We start from the raw sequence: 14,521 nt of genomic DNA on the forward strand, positions 1-14,521 counted from the left end.
ATGTCCGAGTTGTTCGACGCGGTCGACGCGCTGATCGCGTCCCGCGCTCCGCTGCCGCCGGCGGCGGAACGCAAGCGGCTGCGGGTCGCGCACGGCCTGACGCTGGACGAAGTCGCCGCAGCGCTGAAGGTGCGCCGGGCCACGGTGTCCGGCTGGGAGTCGATCAAGAAGCCGGTCGAGCCGCGCGGCCCGGAGCGCGAGGCGTACGCGCGGCTGCTTGAGAAGCTCGCGGAGCTCTATCCCACCCCGGCCAACACCACCGAAACGGGCGAGGACACGGCCGTGCCCGAGATGTTCACCGGCCCGGCAGCCCCGGCACCGGAAACGCGGACTCTGCCCGCGGCACCGGCCTCCGGGAACGAGGCCAGGAACCGACTCCGAGACCACCCAGCCCCACGCTGCCGCCGACTCCGCGACTCCAACTGCCGCCTCGCGCCCGGCGCGCAACACCAGGCCGTCGTCGACGTCGCGCCGCCCGGGTGCGAAGGCGGCCCCGGTCGGCACCCCTACGGGCGGCGCCGATCCGCGGTTCGAGAACGGACCGCTCGCGGTCGTCGACGCCGAGGACGGGCAGGTGCTGGCGTACTGCACCGGCGGCCTGGTCCTAGACGTGCCCGCCAAGTCCATCCCGGCCCTGGTCGACTGGACGCTCACGGAGGCCAAGCTCGGTCACCCGAAGCTGTCGGGACCGGGCAAGGACGCGGACCCGCTGCTTGTGCTCACCGAGGCCGCGCTGGAACGCTACGGCCTCCCCGTCTCGCTCACCGAGGAGGAGAAACACGCCGGGCGGATCCCGGAGGGCCACAAGGTCATCAAGCAGCTGACCCGCGCGGAGTGGAAGCTGACCAAGCGCGGCTTCGGCCCGTGGGCGAGGATCTACCGCCCCGCCACCGGTTCGGAGCGGGCCTGCGTGCAGCTGTGCATCCCGTCCTGGAACGCGCTCGACACGCGGCACTGGGGCGAGGCCGGGCAGCTGCCGCCGGCCGAGCTCGCCCGCGTCCTGGGCGTGTACGCGTCCCGGGTGATGACGCCGCGCGGCTCGACCGCCGTGACCGGCCTGGAGCTGATGACCGCCCTGCACCCGCCGACCCGGGCCTCCGAGCCCGACGCGACGGGGAAGCGGCACTCCGAGCACAACCCCGGCTCGCTGGGCAAGGACGCCATCGACCCGATGAACTGGCCGCCGTGCGAGGTCCCCGACGGCCACCCGGTCCTCAAGGACCTACCCCGGTTCCACGTGCGCGGACCGGCGGAGAAGTTGCTCGAGGAGGCATACGATTGGGCGCGGCCGATGACGGATGCCGAGTGCACCCTGCGGCACCTGGTCGGCATCGACGTGAACATGGCCTTCGCCGCCGGCGCGAACGGTCTGAACGTCGGCCTCGGTGAGGCGACGCACGTCCAGGCCCCCGCGTTCGACCCGAAGCTGCCCGGCTCGTGGCTGGTCGACCTGTCCCACGTCGACCTGTCGAAGGTGAAGGTCGGCAAGGAGTGGGTGGAGCTGGACGGCAGCCTGCTGCCCTCCCCGTTCACGCCGAAGGGCGAGCACCCGACCGGACCGGCCTGGTACGCGACCCCCACCGTGGCGTACGCCCTGGAGCTCGGCTACGAGGTGCGCCCGATCGAGGCGTGGGTCCGGTACGACAACGGCCGGTACCTGGACGGCTGGTACCAGCGGCTCCGTGACGCCTACCTCGCCACGATGGCCGACCTCGGCGTCGTCGCCGACCTCGCCCCGGCCGACTTCCTCGCCGCGATGGACGGCTACAAGAACCGCGACCCGGACCTGGCGATCGTCGTCTCAGCGATCAAGGCGACGGTCAAGGGCGGCCTGGGCAAGCTCCGCGAGCGCCCGCGCGGCGAGAGCTGGCGGCCGGGCGAGCCGTGGCGCGCTCTGTCCCGCCCGACGTGGCGGCCGGACATCCGCGCGGCGGTCATCTCCCGCACCCGGATCAACCTCCACCGCAAGATCGTCAAGCACGCGACGTTCACCGGCCAGTACCCGATCGCGATCCTCTCCGACTGCGTCGTTTACGCCGCAGGCGGCCCCTCGCCGCTGGACTTCCTGCCCTACCGGGAGGGCAAACCGCTACCCGGCGGCTTCAAGCTCGGCATCAACCCCGGCCTGGTCAAGCACGAGGGCACGCAGGACGTCCTGTGGGGCGAGGAAGTCCGCGAGCGGTTCAACGCGCCGGAGCTCAACCTCGCCCGGTACATCAAGGACGGCACCGTCACCGACGTCGACAACGGAGAGTAGGAGTAGGCGATGAGCCTGTTCGGGGACGGCCTGGAGGCCGCGGTGCAGAAGGCGTTTACCCGCCCGGCGCCCAAGAGCGCGGGCGCGCAGATGCGGTACCTGGTCAAACAGCTCAAGGGCACGAAGGCGGTCGCCCAGATGCTGCGGATCTCCCAGCGCACCGTCGAGCGGTACGTGAAGGACCAGATCAAGAAGCCCCGGCCCGAGCTCGCCGCGCGCCTGGAGCGCGAGGTGAAGAAGCGGTGGCAGCCACAGATCCGGGCCAAGGCCCGGCAGAAGGCGGCGACCACCGGCGGCATCGTCATCGACACCCAGGCCCGCATGGGCTACACCGCGCCGATCGGGTCGACGGACGAGGACCGCGTCCGGCACCTGACCGTCGCGCTGCCGCCCCACTTCGCCGCTCGTCTCTTCGACGCCCAAGAGGCCGGCGCCAGCGACGCCCAGCTCCAGCAGATCGTGGCCGACGGGCTCAAGGAGGTGTACTTCCAGGACGGCGGCCGCCGCGCCGGTAGCCTGGAAGAGGTCCGGTTCACGGACGTCCAGCACCTCGAGTTCGACCTGTAGCAGGGCCGTACCCGAACAGCCCGCGAGCCCCGGACCGATGTGGTCCGGGGCTCGCTCGCGTACCAGCTCGGCCCGGCCGCGCTCGTCGTTGGCGAGGTCCTCGTGCCGGGCTGACCGGCCCCGGCGGAGTGGGAGCGCATCGACCAACTCCTCGCCGCCGCCGCGCCGGGCACCGCGTACGACCGGACACCGACGACTTCGTCCAGGCCGAGCTCGCCGCTGAAGCCGCGGCCGCCGCCGAACGGGAGGCGCAGCGAATCGCAGCCCGCGCCGACGAGCTCCAGGCGCTGCGCGAACTGGGCACGCTGGGAGCAGACCGAGCCCCGCGACGGGGACGAAGCCGTGCGCGACGAACTCACGCGGCGAGCCGGTGGGTACGGCCGGGCCGACGTCGACGCCTGGATCGCCCACGCCCTGGCCGCACACCGCGGGCACTACCGCGATCCGGCCGCCCGGGAAGCCTCCGCCGGCCTCCTGCCGCCGCCGGTCCTCGCCCACGCCGCGCTGCTCGCCGAACTTGTCCGCCTGGTCCCCGGCGTCGACATGGACCAGCTGGCGTTCGCGGCCCGGCTCGCCACAACCGAACCCGAAGCCGCCGGTGACCTTGCCGCGCTCCTCGCCCGCTCCGGCGCCAGCTGACCGCATCACGCTCTTCCGGCCGTGTCCGCTGACATCGAACCTGGACGGTTTGCCAACGAAGTTGGACCGCTGCTCTACCAGCTCCTCAGCCCCTTGATGAGTGGATCAACAGACGCGAAGATGCGCGGATGGTCCAAGCCAAGGGAGACGCAGTGAGTCTGGGAACGGTGGCGATAACCGGGGCGGCGGGCACCATCGGTTGTGTGGTGCGGGAGGCGCTGCGAGGCGAGGCGGACCGGTTGATCCTCCTCGACCGTGTGCCGCTGCGCCGGGAGGCCGAGAACGAGGACGTCCACACCGTGGATCTGCGGGACGTCGCCGCTGTGGAGTCGGCCCTGGCGGGAGCCGACCGGGTGCTGCACTTGGGTGGCGTGCCCGACGAGGCGCCTCTCCCCGATCTCCTCGAAGCCAACGTACTCGGCACGCACCACGTCCTGGAGGCTGCCCGGCGCACAGGCATCGAGCGGGTGGTACTGGCCAGCAGTAATCGTGTGACCGGCTTCTACCCGACTGAGCATCTGACCGGTCCGCAGGATCCGGTACGCCCGGACGGCCTCTACGGGGTAAGCAAAGCCGCCGTCGAGGCGCTCGGGCAGCTGTATGCCGACAAGTTCGCTCTGTCCGTCGTCTGCCTGCGCATCGGCAGCTTCGAGAACCTACCCACCGAGCCCCGGCACCTGGCGACCTGGCTGAGCCCGCGCGACGCCATCGGCTTCATCCGGGCCGCCCTCGCTGCACCGGCCTCCACCCGCTTTGTCACTACATACGCCGTCTCCAACAACGCCCGCCGCTTCTGGGAACTCCCCGACCCGGCAGAACTGGCCTACACACCAGTCGACGATGCCCAGCTCCATGCAGCTGACATCCCCATGCCGGACCACCCGGCCGACCCCGGCGCACCCCAGGCCGGCTCCTATGCCCTGCCTGAGTGCACCCTCAAGCACCTTCGACCTTGACCCCGGGATGCGGGCGGCAGTCACCGACGTCGCAGAGGCCACGTCTACAGTGCCGTCACCCGTGCTCCGGTTGCCCGCCCATGCCCCTCGGCCTGAGAAGGGGCTGCCAGGCAGCGGTCCAACTTCGATGGCAATCGGTCCGACTTCAGTGTCAGAGGACAGGCCGGATGTCACGCTGACTGAGCGTGAGCGTGACACCGGCTTTCACGCTCCCTCGGGAAAGTGTCACGCCACCTCGAATGCATCCCGGTATGTCCGTTTCTCGGAGTCCGACAGGCCCTCCAAGCTGGATCCGAGGGCAGAGCGTGACACATAAGAGTTGAAGCCCGGGCGCTTGCGACAGTACGGAACGTAGTCGCGAAGGCTGGTTCGGCCAGAGTGGTCCCAGGCCCCATGGCCCGGCGAAAACGTGGTGAGCAACGCCAGTTCTGCCCTCCGGAGCCCTCGATGAGCGAACAGCCGGCCTCCGCCGACACCGCCGCCCGGCAGCTGGAGCCCGCGGCCGCCGACGCGGTCCGCGCGTACGCCGCTAAGACCCGCGCCGACGCCGACCGGTTCGCCGCCGCCCTGGAGGACATCGCCACCAACGGCCTGCCCGACCCCGAGCAGTGCACCCCCTGGGAGAAGCTGCGCGAGGCCCACCTCGCCCGCCTCGCTCGGCAGCGTCCGGCCGTCGCCTGATGGCCCCGCAGCCGGGCCCGCGCCGGGCCCGGATCGCGTTCTCCGACTCCGCCGCCAAGCAGCTGGAGAGCATCACCAGCGAGGCGGAGATCCACGCCCTGGACCGCGCCCTGGTCGTCGTCTCCGTCGACCCCGACATCGGCGAACCGATCCCCGGCGACACGGCGGGCCCCAGCTGCGCCAGTACACCGACGACATCGAGCACGTGCGCGTCCTGTACTGGGTCACGGCCTTGAAGACCGTGGTCGTGGTCGCCTACCTCGAGGTCTAGCCCATCCAGGCTGGGACGGCGCCGGCTTCACTCTCCCGCCGCGTTCCGACACCCGTCCGGAGGGAGGCAGTCAATGCGCCTCCCGGCTCTTCACGATGTCATACGGCGCGTTGCTTCCCGTGCGCCGTTATCGACCCGGCGGAGGAGCTGGCTTCCCGATGTCCGCCTGTGCCTGAGCGCTTCAGGCGGGGGCCGGGGCCTGGAGCCACGGGTCGGTTGCCTGGGGGGGCTAAGTGGGTCGCTTGGGTCGCTGGACCGACTGGCTGCCCTGCCTGAGTAGCGACCGAAGGGCAGCGACTCTGCGCGTCTTCGGTCGCTGGCTAAAGGCGCAGGTCAGAGCCCTTAGAGCCTGAGGGAAGCGACTGAAGCGACTCAAGGTCCGGGTATATGAGCTGTAATGCGTGTGCGCGTGTGCGTTATATATAGGGAAGTTCAGTCGCTTCAGTCGCTGATTGATCTTCCGTACCAGTCTGGACCTGCGGTGATGCGTGAGTGACTCAACAGCTACCGAAGGTGCCTTCGGTAGCTGCGCTTGCGGTTCGGTCGCTGATCCCGGTCGCTACCGACACGTTCGGGCGCCAGGTCAGGAGAGATGCGGGGCTCCTGCCATGTTTTCGCTAGTCTGTGTCCGTCGTTGAGTCGCTTCAGTCGCTGATGGGGGAGTCATATGCCTGCTGAGCTGCGGTTTTCCCGCAGCGACTCAGGAGACTCCGCTACCTCCCGTCCAGTCGCTGAGTCGCTCGCCATCGCCCGCTGGTGCGCCAGCAACGGCTGGCCCGTCCACCCCCTGGCCCCCGGACGGAAGACCCCGGCGGCGAACTGCCCCCTATGCCGGGACCCTCAGCACGATCGCGCCGACTGCGGCTGCCGCGCCGCTGGTCGCTGGTGCCACGGGTTCCACGCCGCCACCCTCGACATGACGCGCATCCACCAGTGGTGGGGCGCCAACCCGGCCTTCGGCGTCGGGGTCGCCTGCGGACCCGCCAACCTGGTCGTCATCGACATCGACGCCCACCCCACCACCCCGCCGTCGCGCAACCGGCTCCTCCCGGGCATCGCAATCGCCGACGACGTGGACGTCTCCGCCATGACGACCGGCTTCCACAGCCTCGCCGTCCTCGCCGCCCTCAGAGGCGCGCCCAACCCCGCGGACGACACCACGACCCTGCGGGTACGCACCCCCTCCGGTGGGCTGCACATCTGGTACCGGACCACCGATTCCCGCCCCTGGCAGTGCTCCACCGGCACTAGCCCCACCCGGGCCCTCGCCTGGCAGGTCGACGTACGCGCCCACGGCGGCTACATCATCGCCCCCGGCACCACCACCAAGACCGGCACCTACACCCCCCTGGGCGCCGCCCGACTCCCCGCGCCTCTCCCCGCCTGGCTCGCGCTGGAGCTGGAACGCACCCACCACCTGCCTGCCGCGCACATCCCAGCACCGCGCCCCGTCCCGCCACGCGCTCGGCAGGCCGTCATCGCTGCCGGCGGCGGCCGCGACCACGTCACCAAGGCCCTCACCACCGTGCTGGCCGACGTCACCGCCTGCGCCACGGCCCCCGAGAACGCCGGCTTCACCGAGAAACTCAACCGGGCCGCCTACACCGCCGGAGGCCTCGTCGCCGCCGGACAACTCACCCAGCAGGACGCGGAGCGCATCCTCGCCGAAGCCGCCCTCATCGCCCGTCCCGGCCAGGAACGCCGCTCCCAGCAGATCATCCGCAGCGGCCTGGCCGCGGGCACCCGCCGCCCCCTGCACCCCAGGAGCCGCCCGTGACCACCCCCACCGGCGGCAGCGACAACTTCCTCTTCGACTTCGACGCCCACTCCGTCGCAGCCCAAATCCTTGCCAGCAGGCCACCCGTACCCGCCCAGAGCCACAACCCCCAGCCCACCACTTCCGCAGGCCCCGCCGGGCCGGCCACCGCCGAGGGACTGCTCCCCGACACCCTCACCGACCGCGGCAACGCCAAGCTCTTCGTCCGCCTCTACGCCAACGACTTCCGCCACGTCCCCGGCCTGGGCTGGTACCGGTGGGACACCACCCGCTGGCAGATGGACGAGGACGACACCGTCCTGTGGGCTGCCGGCGACCTGGGCGAGAACATCGCCGCCAACGACCCCCGCGGCATCCACACCACCGACGCACTGCGGAAACACCGCCGCCGGGCCCTGAGCACCTCCGGCATCAACGCCATGCTCACCCAGGCCAAATCCGCTCCCGGAATGGTTCTCAACGCAGCCCTCCTCGACGCCGACCCCTACGCCTTGTGCACCCCCGCCGGCATCGTCGACCTGCACACCGGCCTCATCCGCACCCCCGACCCGAATAAGGACTTCCACTCCCGCTCCACCACCACCGCACCGGCTCCCCAGCCCACCCCCCGGTGGAACCGGTTTCTGACCGACACCTTCGGCGACGACCCCGACGGCACCGAGATGATCAGCTTCCTCCAGCTGCTCCTCGGCTACTCCATCACCGGTGACGTCGGCGGCCAGGTCATGCCCTTCCTCTTCGGCGCCGGCAAGAACGGCAAGTCCGTCCTCCTTGACGTCCTGATGAAGCTCCTCGGTGACTACGCCGACGCCGCCCCACCCGGCTTCCTCATGGCCCGCCCCTACGAAGGCCACCCCACCGACCTCGCCGAACTCCACGGCCGCCGCGTCATCGTCTGCTCCGAGGTCAAGCCCGGCGACAAGTTCGACGAGGCCCGCGTCAAACTCCTCACCGGCGGCGACCGCATCAAGGCCCGCCGCATGCGCCAGGACTTCTTCAGCTTCGCCCCGACCCACAAGCTCTGGCTCCTGGGCAACCACCGACCCGAAGTCGGCACCGGCGGCTTCGCCTTCTGGCGCCGCATGCGCCTTATCCCCTTCGAACGCACCGTCTCCGACGACCGCAAGATCGACAACCTCGCCGACATCCTCGTCGCCGAGGAAGGCCCCGGCATCCTCAACTGGCTCATCGACGGCGCCCGCCGCTACCTCGGCGGCGCCAAGGATCTCACCGGCCCCGACAAGGTCCGCGTCGCCACCACCGCCTACGCCGAGACCGAAGACCACACCGGCCGCTTCTTCGACGAAGCATGCGCCCTCGAACCGGAACACCGCGCCGAGCAGTCCCGCCTCTACGCCGCCTACAAGGCCTGGTGCCAGAGCGAAGGCGTGCCGCCCGTCACCAGCCGCGCCTTCGCCGCCCGCGCCCGCGAACTGGTGGGTCTCTCCTCCCCCAAAGAGATGATCTTGTCGAATTCGCGGAAGTATTACCCTGGGATCGGACTGCTCGCCGACGAGGAGATGGCATGAGTGCCCTGATCAGCGACGACGAGCTCAAGCACGAGACCGAGCTCGTCTGGCTCGAGGACGTCCACCGGCTCGACTACGTCCGCCAAAGCCTGGACCGCCTGCCCACCCGCAGCGCCAAACCCGCCTACCACCGCGACGGACGCATGGTCGGCTACGCCATCCTCGGCCCCAAGGCCCGCGCATCACGCGCCTCCGGCACCTTCCGCCGCCGCGTCTTCTGGCTCCTGCCACACGACCGCGACACCGAACCCCAAGGCCTCTACGCCACCGGCGCGCCCGCAGAAGCGGTCGACCCCCGGACCCTGACAGCGGGCAGCAAGGGACGCAAGACCGAGCGCTCCGAAGGCGGACCACCCTCCCTCGCCATGCAAGAGCTGGGGATAACTCTTCCGCTATAACAGCACCTCAAGCTCCTTCTTGAGGCATGGCTGAAACACAGTCGCTTCAGTCGCTGATGTGGCTGAGGCGGTCAGCCGCCGCAGGGTCGACATAGCATCTGACCAGTAAAAACGCGCAGCTCGCTCTCTCTGGGGCGGGTCAGCGACCGAGCGACTCAGGCGTTGTTCCCTGTCTTGGTTGCCTCGCTACGGGCCTTCTACCGCAGCGGAAGAACCGGTGAGACAGGCCGGGGACAGACCGAGGAGAGACGAGGGTGAGACGCGGCGCCCGGGCGGGACATGCTGTTCCTCATAGCCGCCGCTGGCGCCCCGAACGCCGCCACCTGCGCCGCCCACGGCCTGGGTGAGATGGTCCCTGTCCCGCGCTGACCACCGCCCGGCAACATGATATTTCCGCCGTTAAGAGTCCGTCGCGACCGCCGGCGCCGCGCTGTCCCGCTGACGCCCTTCTCACGACCGCCGAAGGGCGGTACCCCCACCGAGGTGCGGCCCTTTCGCATATGCCGCCCATTTCCACCCGTACTGGCGTCCGCCTGCGCAGAGGGGCCTGCGGAGGCGGCTGGCTGCGTCTGCTGCGCCGAGACGGACTCCGCTCCTGACCCCTCCGCCGCCCGTACGGCAGGTCGACGATCTCCAGGGAACCGCCGCAGGAGGCGAGCGGGGCGCCAGAGCTCGCGGTGCCCCAAGGCGGGGGTGGTGCCGCCATAGGCGGGCCCCTGTTGAGACGTCCGGTGACCGGCTCGGCGGTGATGGTCCGGTCGCACGTCTCGCAGCGGACACGAGGCAGCTTTATCGGGCCACTGTGCCGGGCCAGCCGCGGCGCGCTCACGGGTCGGGCAGGGCGCGTGGGTCAGGGCGATGGCAATATTGCCGTTCTCGTTGTGGCCGTGTGATCCCTTCGCTAGCGTCGGTGGGGCACTCGTCGGGTGCTGAGGGGGCGATGTCAATGGGCATGTTCGAGGCACTGACTGCAGCCCTCAAGTTCACTGGCTCCTGGCTGGGAAAGCGGATCGGAAGGTCGGAAGGAACCGCCCAGCCGAAATCCGTGAATGAGCGGTCCGTCTTCGTCAGTCCGGCCGGTGTCGACCCAGCCAGCCAGTCCGTGGACAAGGTGTACGCGGCGCGGCTTGTCTGGGTCGGCGAGTTGCAGCGTCTCAGCAAGCTCGCGCGGGCGGACGGTCGTCTCGCTGTGGCCAAGGAGCTGAAGGCTGCCAGCGAGGTGGCGTACGCGTCGCGGCATCTGCCTGACGACCCCGGAACGTTCACGCGCGTGCACCTACCGCTGTTCCTGGCGGCGCAGGATGCAGCGCAGGCGTCGGCAGAAGACCGCGCGGCAGTGGCGGCTACCTCCGGAAGTTCCATCGATCACGCTCTGGCCATGCTCTTCCTTCGTCTCGGGCCTCCGCCCGAGCCGACCGAACTCGACTACACGTCCGCTGGCAACGGTGGCGGAGGGGCTCAGCAGTGACCACGGAGGACAGGGGGGCCCTCCCCACGCCTCAGACCCCCGGCAGTGACCCTGTCGTGTCCGCCGGTATGAGCATCGCAGCGCAGTGGGGTGCGGTACTTGACCCCCAGCAACTAGACATTGCTCTGAAGGCACTCGAACCGCAGCTGCGCCGAGAACACAAAGAACGCATGTTCCGGCTGGAGATGCAGCGGACGACTGCCGAGCAGGCGGCCCGAGCCCAGCGTGAGGCCGCGGCTCACAGGCGCTACATGGCCGGCCTCGTGGCGGGCACGGTCGTCGCGCTCGGGATGCTCGGCGCCGGGGTGTACGCGGCGAGGGACTTCTGGTGGTTGTCGGTGCTGCTCTGCGGGCCGAGCCTGCTCGCGCTGGTGAAGATCTTCGTGCTCCGCCGCAGCGATGCGGCGGACATGGAGGCCGTGTCGGTCGCCACTCGACGAGGTATGAACGCGGCCCAGCCGCCCGCTTCCCCGCCGCCTGTCGTCTGAGCCGCGCGCCCACCGTTCACCCCCTGTACGGTCGGCAGCTGGGGGTTCCTGAGGCCACCCGGGCCTACGGCAGGGCAGACGTCCGGGTCCTCACGCTTCCCGTGGCGCAGCAGGCCGCCCCGCGTGCTCCTGGACTTGCGCTTCGACAAGGCCGCTGATCACCTCGCCCATCGGCGTACCGTCGAACGCATCGTCCAGGGAGACCTCGTCCTGTGCGAGTGCTCGCGTCTGGGTCAAGAGGTGGTCTGCATCCTCCTCCCAGCCGTTGAAGGCCCGCAGATACCCCTCGCTGGCGCGCATCCGTCGCACCAGGCCGAGATAGACGTCTGGCCGCTCCATCGACTCCTCGACGGCGACCGCCTGCTCCAAGGCGGCTTCCACGATGTCGATCATCTGCTGTGCCTGCTCCGCGGTGACGTCCTGGGGCGTGAGGATGTCTCCGATGGCGGTGTAGTCCACGTACAGACCGCGGAACTTCACGGCGTTGGTGCTCGCCGCGGCCATGATGGCTTCCTCCATCAGCCGATCCACGCTTTCGGGGACGGGGCCGGCCACCATCGCCAGAAGGGCATGAGCACAAGCCGCCTTTGCCTCGTGGCTGTTGAAGAACCTCGGGAACTTCGGGCGCATCTCTGCCCGCATGGCGTCGGGCATGCCCAGCATGCTCACGCAGAGGCTGGACTTGCCGAGCTCTTCCAGTGCGAGCGCTGCGACGGAGAAGGCCATGGGCCACTGCCGGCCGTCGCGTACCGCGCGGGCGCTTGCCTGAAGGCTGCGGGCGTTCTTGACCGCCTCGGTCGCCAGCTGCACGAGGAGGCGGTCCGTCTCGTCGTCGCCTTCAGGAAGCTTCGTCATCGCCATCTGATCACTTTCCCAGGGGCGGGTGTCGGCCCGCATGGGTTTTGGCGCTCTCCCGCACCCTGCGGCCGGCGGCGCCTTGGCGAGTCACGCCTGGACACATCCCCCCAAGGGGAAGACGGTCGGGAGACGGGGTCAATGATGATAGGGTGGTGCTGCCGACGCGGGGTGGAGCAGCTCGGTAGCTCGCTGGGCTCATAACCCAGAGGTCGCAGGTTCAAATCCTGTCCCCGCTACCAACGCAACAGCCCCCTCGACCACTAGGTCGAGGGGGCTGTTGCGTTGCTGCCGTTGTAGGGCCGGACCTGATTTGGGCTCACTTCCCTGTCTTCCTGCGGAGGCGCTCTCCAGCCGTGGGGCGGCGCCTGTACGGCGTCTGCGGGTTTGGCCGGCCTGATTGCCGCCATCGCCCCCCGCCCCCGGCGTGGCCACCGCCGTTTCGCGGCCGATTCCCGGGCCGTGGGCCGCTGCACCGTCCCGCGCGTCGTCGGGCTGCCGCCCGCGCCCCGCCGTCAAGTCGCACGCCCGGACTGCCCCTTCCGCCGGCCGCCGGAATTGTCGGCCGCCCAGGCCGCCCGGACATCCTCGCGGCCCGCCTCGGCCGCGCGCGGACATCCCGCCGCCGGGCAGCCGCCGCTTCCTGGGGCGCCCTCCTGCGCTGCTGCACCCAGCTCTGCCGCAGCGCCGACCAGGCGTCGTTCCGTATGGCGACCTCTGCCCGGGCCGCGCGCTGCCGCCCGGCCGCCCCCCGAGGGCCGGTCGCGTCGCCGGGTTGCACGTCAGCAGGTAACGTCGCCGTCCGCTGTCCGGGCCCCGGCCGCGCGCCGAACGTTCCCCGGGACCGCGTGCCGCCGTCGCACGCCGTTCGGCCTTCCGTCTCGCCACCGGGTTGCCGATGCCGCTAGGTGGCCGCCGCTCCCCGCCCGCGCGTGCGTCGCTGGTGCGGACGGCGGCGCGAGCCCTTGGCGCTGAGGGCAGGCTGACCGTCACCGACCTGGTTCTCCGGCCGTGGCGTGCTTGACCCCGGTCATGACTAGCGCGGTGCCGGTGAAGAGGAGGAACACCACGTAGGGGACCTCGGTGACGACGTCGAACACATAGAGGCCGAGCAAGGCGAGCCCGCCCGCAACCTCTGCGATCGCTTGGACTCTACGCATGGCGGTACACATCCTCCGTGATAGGGCCCGGCCCCAGGAGCCCGGGGCTCATCTTCCCGGACAAGCCGCTTGTCGTGGTGTGGGTGCCCCCATGGTGAGGGCTGGGGCAGGTCTCGCCCCGGCCACCAGGGCCCACGACCCGCCGGACGTGCCGCCGCCCGTCCGCTGCTCGTGCTGCCGCCTGTCGCCGTGGTGCCGCAGTGCGGCCTTGGGGTCTGGCCGCGGTTCCTCGCTGTCGGTACCCCGCGCCGCCGTGCCGCGGCCGCGTGTGCTGCTGAGTTGTCGATCTTTGCAGCTTCGCCAGCGTTGCAGGCCGGGCCCGACGAAGTCCGCTTCCAGGCCTCCCTACGGGGCTGCTGTGCTGCCGTCGTGTCGCCGAAGTCCCTCCACCGCTTCCCTCAGCCACGCGCCGCTGGTCCGTCGCCTGTGCGCCAGGCCGCCGCGGTCCGCTGTTCCGGTGCCGTTCACGGCCGCACGCACGGGTTCCGCCGCACCGGCTTCGGGTCGGCTCCCGATACACGCGCGCCGCCTTACCTGACCCGCGGCCTTCGGCGCGTCGCGTCGACGCTCTACTCCTGCCGCCGTTCACCCGGTCCTGCTTTTTGTCCCCCTGGACGCCCCGCCGCCGCTCCTGCCCCCGCCATCCCCTTGTCTACCGGCGCCGCGCCGATGTGCCGCCGCACCGCCGTCGGCCTGCCGGTCCGGTTCTCGACCGGTCTTCCGCACAGGCGTCCGCCACCTCAGATGCCGCCGCCCGGTTCCCGGCCACAACTCGCCGGGCCGGGCCGCGCGCCCACCTGCCGCCGCCGTCGTGGCTGCCGGCACACCCTCACGTCCGTCCGCGGCCCTTGTTCTGTCGCCTCGGTTCCCGCCGCGCGGCTGCTGCGCTCGACCGTGCCGCTGCCCGCCCCGCGTCGTCGCCCTGCCGCACCACTATCTTCGGTGCTGCTGCCGTTGGTCCGGGGTCCCATCGCCTGTCGCTGCGCCGCGGTGCGCCCGCCGTTCGCCGAGCCGCCGCCGTGTCACCGCAGTGCTTGAGTGCTGGCACGGCCGTCGGCCGCCGCCGCCCAGGCGCCGCCGTCCCGCCCGCCACGCCGTGGGAGGCGCCGTCCCGACATCGCCTCCGGACGGCCGTTCCCTTGCCGCCTGCGCACCGCCGGCCGACCGCAGTTCGGGCCGTGCCGGGTGCAGCCGGGTGGCCCCACCCCACCGCCCTTCTCCATCGGCGGCGGGCCCCTGGCTGTCCAATGTTGCCGCTCCCAGCCGCGCGCCGCTGTTTCACTGTGCGGTCTCCCGTCGCGAGCCCCGGGCCCGGACGCCCCCCGTCGCCGCAGTGCCGCCGCCCTGGGTCTCGGACGTGCTGCTGCGGCTGTCTCGCCGGGCGGCTTCCGGCGTCGTCCGTTGTCGGCGCCGCTGTGAAGTCGGCCCTGGCGGGGCCCGCTGCCTGGCCTGCCTCCGAGCGTGCCGCCCCGCTC

At 70.9% G+C, this 14,521-nt stretch carries 11 protein-coding genes, 1 tRNA gene and 2 pseudogenes; 12 read left to right on the top strand and 2 right to left on the bottom strand.

The annotated features are described in order from the left end of the window. The 11 genes and pseudogenes from LPA54_RS17045 (at position 1) to LPA54_RS17095 (ending at position 11,031) form a co-directional block, all read left to right on the top strand. Positions 1 to 2,257: pseudogene (locus LPA54_RS17045) on the top strand (transcriptional regulator). Between the two features lie 9 nt (positions 2,258 to 2,266). Then, positions 2,267 to 2,824, top strand: coding sequence for an XRE family transcriptional regulator (locus tag LPA54_RS17050; protein ID WP_228978557.1), 558 nt, complete (start codon positions 2,267 to 2,269; stop codon positions 2,822 to 2,824). 342 nt (positions 2,825 to 3,166) lie between these two features. Next, on the top strand, positions 3,167 to 3,463 hold the full coding sequence (locus LPA54_RS17055) for a hypothetical protein (RefSeq protein ID WP_228978558.1): 297 nt from the start codon (positions 3,167 to 3,169) through the stop codon (positions 3,461 to 3,463). A gap of 128 nt (positions 3,464 to 3,591) precedes the next feature. After that, positions 3,592 to 4,419: an NAD(P)-dependent oxidoreductase gene (locus LPA54_RS17060; RefSeq protein WP_228978560.1), complete on the top strand. Its 828-nt coding sequence runs from the start codon at positions 3,592 to 3,594 to the stop codon at positions 4,417 to 4,419. Positions 4,420 to 4,866: 447 nt separating this feature from the next. Then, complete coding sequence (locus LPA54_RS17065; RefSeq protein ID WP_228978562.1) at positions 4,867 to 5,100, top strand: hypothetical protein; 234 nt, start codon at positions 4,867 to 4,869, stop codon at positions 5,098 to 5,100. Then, a pseudogene (locus LPA54_RS17070) lies at positions 5,100 to 5,371 on the top strand (hypothetical protein). The gene LPA54_RS17065 and the pseudogene LPA54_RS17070 overlap by 1 nt, the downstream one beginning before the upstream one ends. 745 nt (positions 5,372 to 6,116) lie before the next feature. Then, complete coding sequence (locus LPA54_RS17075; RefSeq protein ID WP_228978626.1) at positions 6,117 to 7,148, top strand: bifunctional DNA primase/polymerase; 1,032 nt, start codon at positions 6,117 to 6,119, stop codon at positions 7,146 to 7,148. Further along, a complete protein-coding gene (locus LPA54_RS17080) occupies positions 7,145 to 8,677 on the top strand; it encodes a phage/plasmid primase, P4 family (protein WP_228978565.1) in 1,533 nt (510 codons plus the stop codon). The genes LPA54_RS17075 and LPA54_RS17080 overlap by 4 nt, the downstream gene beginning before the upstream one ends. Then, positions 8,674 to 9,075, top strand: coding sequence for a DUF6009 family protein (locus tag LPA54_RS17085; protein ID WP_228978566.1), 402 nt, complete (start codon positions 8,674 to 8,676; stop codon positions 9,073 to 9,075). The genes LPA54_RS17080 and LPA54_RS17085 overlap by 4 nt, the downstream gene beginning before the upstream one ends. A gap of 946 nt (positions 9,076 to 10,021) precedes the next feature. Beyond that, positions 10,022 to 10,543 (top strand): hypothetical protein, encoded by a 522-nt coding sequence (locus tag LPA54_RS17090; protein WP_228978572.1) that lies wholly within the window; start codon positions 10,022 to 10,024, stop codon positions 10,541 to 10,543. 170 nt (positions 10,544 to 10,713) lie between these two features. Then, positions 10,714 to 11,031, top strand: a complete 318-nt coding sequence (locus tag LPA54_RS17095; RefSeq protein ID WP_228978575.1) for a hypothetical protein — start codon at positions 10,714 to 10,716, stop codon at positions 11,029 to 11,031. Between the two features lie 90 nt (positions 11,032 to 11,121). On the opposite strand, the gene LPA54_RS17100 is transcribed toward LPA54_RS17095, so the two are convergent. Beyond that, a complete protein-coding gene (locus LPA54_RS17100; protein ID WP_228978576.1) occupies positions 11,122 to 11,892 on the bottom strand; it encodes an AbiV family abortive infection protein in 771 nt (256 codons plus the stop codon). A gap of 159 nt (positions 11,893 to 12,051) precedes the next feature. Between LPA54_RS17100 and LPA54_RS17105 the strand changes: the two genes are divergently transcribed. Next, positions 12,052 to 12,128 (top strand) — tRNA-Met (locus LPA54_RS17105). A 747-nt stretch (positions 12,129 to 12,875) separates the two neighbouring features. On the opposite strand, the gene LPA54_RS17110 is transcribed toward LPA54_RS17105, so the two are convergent. After that, on the bottom strand, positions 12,876 to 13,046 hold the full coding sequence (locus LPA54_RS17110; RefSeq protein ID WP_228978578.1) for a hypothetical protein: 171 nt from the start codon (positions 13,044 to 13,046) through the stop codon (positions 12,876 to 12,878). Positions 13,047 to 14,521 lie beyond the last annotated feature (1,475 nt).

Origin of the sequence: Streptomyces sp. DH12 (assembly GCF_020873895.1) — a bacterium.
Lineage (GTDB): Bacteria > Actinomycetota > Actinomycetes > Streptomycetales > Streptomycetaceae > Streptomyces.